This window comes from Roseiarcus sp., from assembly GCF_052145395.1.
Lineage (GTDB): Bacteria > Pseudomonadota > Alphaproteobacteria > Rhizobiales > Beijerinckiaceae > Roseiarcus.
This window is the reverse complement of sequence record NZ_JBKQOT010000565.1, coordinates 1-5,155: the sequence shown is the minus strand read 5'-3', so window position 1 is coordinate 5,155 and position 5,155 is coordinate 1. Positions and strand designations below refer to the sequence as shown.

Below are 5,155 nucleotides of genomic sequence, written 5' to 3'. Positions count from 1 at the left end.
TTCGAACATCTCGATCCGTATCGTGTCGCCCGGGAAGGCCGGCGCCGCGAAGCGCGTCGCCATCGAGGCAATCGCCTCCGGACGGCGCGGCTGAAACCGTTTGAGGACCGCCCGGCAGGCGAGTCCGAACGTATTGAGGCCGTGCGAGATGGGACGGTCGAAGCCGGCGTTGCGGGCAATATCCGGATCGGCGTGGATCGGCATGTAGTCGCGACTCGCCTGACGGTAGAGCAGGGCCGCCTGCGCGGATGTCTGGAAATCACAGACGGCGGCGGGATCGGCGATCTCGTCCAGAGGCCGCGTCAGTTTCAAAGGGGTCCCAAATCCGCCGCAGCCGCCGTCGTCGCGCAGAAACTCCGTGGATCGGAGGCTCGCGAGCGGCTCTCCAGTCGCCTCGTCGAACAAGTCGTGCGCCGTATGGACGATTGCGCCGCGGTCGGCCCCCTTGTCGTCCACAGCGACAATCCGATGCTCGGCGCGAACCCGGCCCTCGACCGCGAGAGGACGAATGAGCGAGAAAGTCTGCTCGCCATGCAGAATGCGCCGCCAGGCAATCCTGGTTTCCGGCTCCTTGTGCCAGAACGGCGGCCAGCACAGGGTGACGCACTGGCTTGGGACCGCGAGCGGTCCGCGACCTTCATAGACATAGGGCAGTTCGTCCTCGTCGAGCGGATCCTGACCCATGCCGAGGCTCAAGGCGTAGAGCGCGCTGTCGCGGGCGTCGTAGCGCTGCACGATCGGCGCGAACTGAAGCCCGCGGACATGTTCGAGATTCATGGCCGGACGCCCTCTCGGTCAGGCTGTAGGCGCCAGCAGGCACTCCTGCGCCGCGCTGGCGACGAGATCGCCGGCGCGGGAAAAGACGCGGGCAGTCGCCAGGCCGCGACCGAAGGCGCCGCTCGGGCTTATGCAATCGAAAAGAAGCCACGCGTCGGAGCGCAACGACCGGTGGAACCAGATCGTGTGATTGAGGCTCGCCACGTAGAGCCTCGCGTCCCGCTCGGCCATGGCGCTCACGTGGGCGATGCAGGCGGCGAAATTGATCCAATAGTCGGAAAGATAGGCGAAGGCGGCGGCGTGCAAATCGGGACCGTCGCCGAGCGTCTGCCGCAAGCGGATCCAGAAGCGCATCCGCGGCTCCGCGTACTTCCCGGGCAGGAGGTCCTCGACGAAAGGCGCGCGCATGTCGATCGCCCGGTGCGGGCGATACATGTAGTTCAGCGTCCGTTCGACGTCCCGAACGCCGGGGTGGTCGATGTGTTCCAGCGCCGGGCAATCCTCAGGATTGCGGTCAAGCCCGCAATCGGAAGGCGGCGGCGCCTCATGGGCCGGCGACTCCAAAGCTTTGGCGAAGGTGACGCAGGCGTCGCAGAGGATGCGGCCTGCTCCCTGCAGGCCGCGCACGTTGCGCGCCGAGAACCGTTTGCCCTCCTGAAGGGTCTGAACTTCGAAATCGATCGCCTGATCGGGAAGACCGCCCGCGGCGAAGACAAGCTGCAGGCAGGATGCGAACCTGTCTTTCGACACCGTCTCGGTCGCCGCCGACAGGGCCTGTCCCAGGATCTGCCCGCCGTAGACTCTTCCGTGCTCGTTCGTTTCCGCGCACTGCGATCGAAAGCGGCTCGCGGACATTTGCGCAAGCCCGAGCAGATCGCCGATCTCGCGTCCGTCCCATTCCGGCGGCTTTTCCCGCTCGGACGGGATTTTGGGCTCGGCGCTCAGGGTGTCCATTTGTGGTGTCCCGTTTCATTGACGCTGACGACGCCAAAGCGCCCGTCGTCGAAATGCCTCAGGCGGGTCAGGGAGCCGTAGTCGACAAGAAATCGCGTGATGCTTTCCAGCCCGAGCGCATGCGAGAGCACGACGTTGATCGGCAGGCCATGGGTGAAGACCGCGACAATGGCCGTGGCCGGTTCGTTTGCTACGGTCGCCGCGAGCGCGCCGAGCACGCCGGCCCGGAAGGATGCCGGATCGCCGCCAAGATAGACGATCGGGTCGGCGAGGAAGCGCGACCATGCCTCTGCGCCCTCGGCGCGCAGCGTCTCCGTGGAGCGGTATCGAATCGCCCCGCGATCCGCCTCCGCCCAATCGTCGATCGTTTCGATCGAAAGGCCGAGGCGCTCGGCGAGAGGTTCGGCGGTCTGGCGCGCGCGCTGAAGCGGACTTACGACGATGCGGGTCACGCCTTCGGTTTCGAGAAGCCGCGCCGCCGCCCGCGCCTGCCGCCACCCGTCCGCACTGAGCGGGGGATCGTGCGGCGCCTCCGCGTCGTCTTCATTGGGGCGTCCGTGGCGAATGAGGATGAGGCGCATGGGGTCAGCTCTGGGCCAGCGCGCCGGTCGCTTCAAGCGCTTCGATCGCACCGGGCGAGAGGCCCCAGTCGGAAAGCGCCTCGCGGCTGTCGCGGCCCGGCGACGGGGCGGCGCGCCGCAGCGCGCCCGGCGTCAGGCTGAAGCGCGGCGCAGGAGCCGGATGAGTCACGCCGTCGAAGGCGACATGGGCGCCGCGCGCCCGCATGTGGGGATGGTTCGGCGCTTCATCGATGGAGAGGGCGGGCGCAAGGCACGCGTCGCGTCCGGCGGCGCGCTCGACCCATTCATCGCGCGTCCGCGTCCGGAAGACGACTGCGAAGCGCTCGCGCATTGCCGCCCACGCGCTGCGATCGTTCTGGTCCGGCAGGTCTTCCGCCGCGAGTCCCATGCAGGCGATGAGGTTGGCGTAGAAGTGCGGTTCGATAGCGCCGACCGCGATCCATTTCCCGTCTGCGGTCTCATAGCAACGGTAGAACGGCGCGCCGCCGTCGACGATGTTGTCCGTCCGCCGATCCGTCCATACGCCCAGCTGGCGGAACGCCTGGAAAGCGGACATGAGATGCGTCACCCCATCCACCATCGCGACATCGAGCGCCTGGCCCTCCCCGGTTTCGCGCGCATGGAGCACGGCCGCAAGAATTCCGACCGTCAGATAGAGCCCGCCGCCGCCGAGGTCGGCCACGAGATTGAGCGGCGGGGGAGGCGGGCGATCGGCGTCTCCGAGCGCATGGAGCGCACCGGTGAGGGCCAGATAATTGATGTCGTGGCCGGCTTCTTGCGCGAGCGGCCCCTCCTGGCCCCATCCGGTCATACGGGCGAAGACCACGCGGGGATTCGCGGCGAGGCAGACGCCGGGGCCGAGGCCCAGCCGTTCCATGACGCCGGGACGGAAGCCCTCGATCAGGGCGTCCGCCTTTGCGACCGCCGCGAGAACCGCATCGATCGCCGCGCGCTGTTTGAGGTCGAGCGCGACCGAGCGTTTGTTGCGATTGTAGAAATCGAACCGCGCTGGCGTCTCGGGTTCGGCGCTTGGCTTGGGGATCCGGTCGATGCGGAGAATGTCGGCGCCGAGATCGCCGAGCAGCGCTCCGGCGAAGGGAGCGGGTCCGATCCCGCCCATCTCGACGACCCGAAGGCCGGATAACGGTCCAGTCACGTCGCAAGATCCTTTCCACGATAGAGGCCGAGCCCGTCGGCGCGAGAGGCGAGCGCGCGTAGCCAGGGCGACGGAGAGAACCGGTCGCCATGAGTCTCGGCCAAATGGTCCAGGGCCTCGATGAACGCCTGAAAGCCGAAATGTTCGACCCAGCCCAGGACGCCGCCCTCGGCCTTCGAAAATCCGAGTCCGAGAACCGATGCGAGGTCCGCGTCGTCGGCGCTGCGGATGACGCCCTCCTCGAGGCAGCGCAGGGCTTCGCGGGCCTCGGCCGCGAGGAGCCTCAGCCGGATCGCCTCGGGTTCGGGCTGCGCCGCGGAGACGGGAAGGAGGGCGCTCAATCCCGGCCAGGGTTTTCGAGGGCCATTGCTCGGCCAGTCGAAGAACCCGCCGCCCGCGCGCCGGCCGGATCGCCCCGCTGCCATCAGCGCCGCGAGCGTCGGCTCCGCCAGCGGTCGGCAGAAGCGCAGGTCGAGGCCGTCTGCGCGGGCCTGCCTGGCTTGCGAAAGGTTCAGCGCGACGCCCGTCTCGTCCAGCATGGCGAGCGGGCCGAGCGCGCGGCCGTTGGCGATCGCCGCGGCCTCGATCGATTCGACCGTGATGCCTTCGGCCGCCATCGCGACGGCCTCGTCCAGATAAGCCGCAAAGACACGGGTCGCGAAGAAACCGGGACCGTCACGCACGAACACCGGCTTTTTTCCCGCCCCGCGGACGAGGTCCAACGCGCTTGCGACGACGGCTTCGGCGGTCTGAGGCCCCGCCACCACCTCGACCAGAGGCATACGTTCCGCCGGGGAAAAGAAATGCAGCCCGAGGAAGCGGGAAGGATCGGCGAGCGTCTTCGCGAGCCCTCCGATCGCCAGCCCCGACGTATTGCTCGCAAGAATCGCATTGGGCGCGGCCTTCTCTATTACCGCAAGGACTTCGTTCTTCAGCGTGCGGTCCTCCTGCACGCTTTCGATCACGAGGTCGCAAGTTCTGAGGCTGGCGCCGATTGCAGCAGGCTCGACCTTCGCGAGGAGATTGGCGCTTGCAGCGGGGTCCAGCCGGCCGCGGGCGACCTGCCGCGCCAGCGAGGATGCGAGCCTATCGCGTCCGCAACGCGAAGCTTCTTCGTCGCGCCCGGAGAGGACCCCGCCGGCGCCGGCGGCGGCGAAGGCCTGCGCGATGCCAAGACCCATCAGGCCCGGACCCACCACGCCGACGCGGGGGGAAAACTCATCGGTGGAAGCGGACGGCGTCATCGAGCGAAGCGCGTCCGACGCGCGCGGCGTTGGCCTTCACGTCCGGATCTTCATAGCCGAACGAAACGCCGAACAGGAGCTTCTGGTCCTCGGGCGCGCCGAGATGCTGGCGCACGATATCGGGGTAGAGGCTCAGAGCGCCCTGCGCGCAGGACGCAATCCCCCGGGCGGTCAGCGCGAGCATCAGGGTCTGCGCGTACATGCCGATGTCGGCGGCTTCGCGGACGCCGAAATAGACGGGCATGAAGACGAAGACGGCGTGCGGCGCGTCGAAACAGGCGTGGTTGCGGATATAGGCCATCTTGCGGCCGACCATGTCGCGCCGCTCGACGCCCATGGCGCCGTAGAGCTGCTGGGCTGCGTCGACCTGCCGCTCGCGGTGCGGGCCCAGGAATTTCCGGTCCGCCTCGAAATCAGGGTTGAGCGGCTGATCGCGCATGCCG

6 protein-coding genes are annotated in these 5,155 nt (G+C 68.0%); all 6 read right to left on the bottom strand.

The window, feature by feature from the left end; all coding sequences use genetic code 11:
* Positions 1 to 777: MaoC/PaaZ C-terminal domain-containing protein (locus ACLP25_RS19455; RefSeq protein ID WP_442470807.1), on the bottom strand; the 777-nt coding region annotated here is incomplete at its 3' end.
* Positions 778 to 795: 18 nt separating this feature from the next.
* Positions 796 to 1,731 (bottom strand): acyl-CoA thioesterase, encoded by a 936-nt coding sequence (locus tag ACLP25_RS19450; protein ID WP_442470806.1) that lies wholly within the window; start codon positions 1,729 to 1,731, stop codon positions 796 to 798.
* Entirely contained in the window at positions 1,719 to 2,312 is a 594-nt protein-coding gene (locus ACLP25_RS19445) for a histidine phosphatase family protein (RefSeq protein ID WP_442470805.1), read from the bottom strand. The genes ACLP25_RS19450 and ACLP25_RS19445 overlap by 13 nt, the downstream gene beginning before the upstream one ends.
* A 4-nt stretch (positions 2,313 to 2,316) precedes the next feature.
* Entirely contained in the window at positions 2,317 to 3,468 is a 1,152-nt protein-coding gene (locus tag ACLP25_RS19440) for a CaiB/BaiF CoA transferase family protein (protein ID WP_442470804.1), read from the bottom strand.
* Positions 3,465 to 4,712: a 3-hydroxyacyl-CoA dehydrogenase NAD-binding domain-containing protein gene (locus ACLP25_RS19435; RefSeq protein ID WP_442470803.1), complete on the bottom strand. Its 1,248-nt coding sequence runs from the start codon at positions 4,710 to 4,712 to the stop codon at positions 3,465 to 3,467. The genes ACLP25_RS19440 and ACLP25_RS19435 overlap by 4 nt, the downstream gene beginning before the upstream one ends.
* Positions 4,687 to 5,155: nitroreductase family protein (locus tag ACLP25_RS19430; RefSeq protein WP_442470802.1), on the bottom strand; the 469-nt coding region annotated here is incomplete at its 5' end. The genes ACLP25_RS19430 and ACLP25_RS19435, both read right to left, overlap by 26 nt.

Coding starts and splice junctions, on each gene's coding strand:
- ACLP25_RS19450 (WP_442470806.1), bottom strand. CDS start 1,731: ATGGACACCCTGAGCGCCGAGCCCAAAATCCCGTCCGAGCGGGAAAAG.
- ACLP25_RS19445 (WP_442470805.1), bottom strand. CDS start 2,312: ATGCGCCTCATCCTCATTCGCCACGGACGCCCCAATGAAGACGACGCG.
- ACLP25_RS19435 (WP_442470803.1), bottom strand. CDS start 4,712: ATGACGCCGTCCGCTTCCACCGATGAGTTTTCCCCCCGCGTCGGCGTG.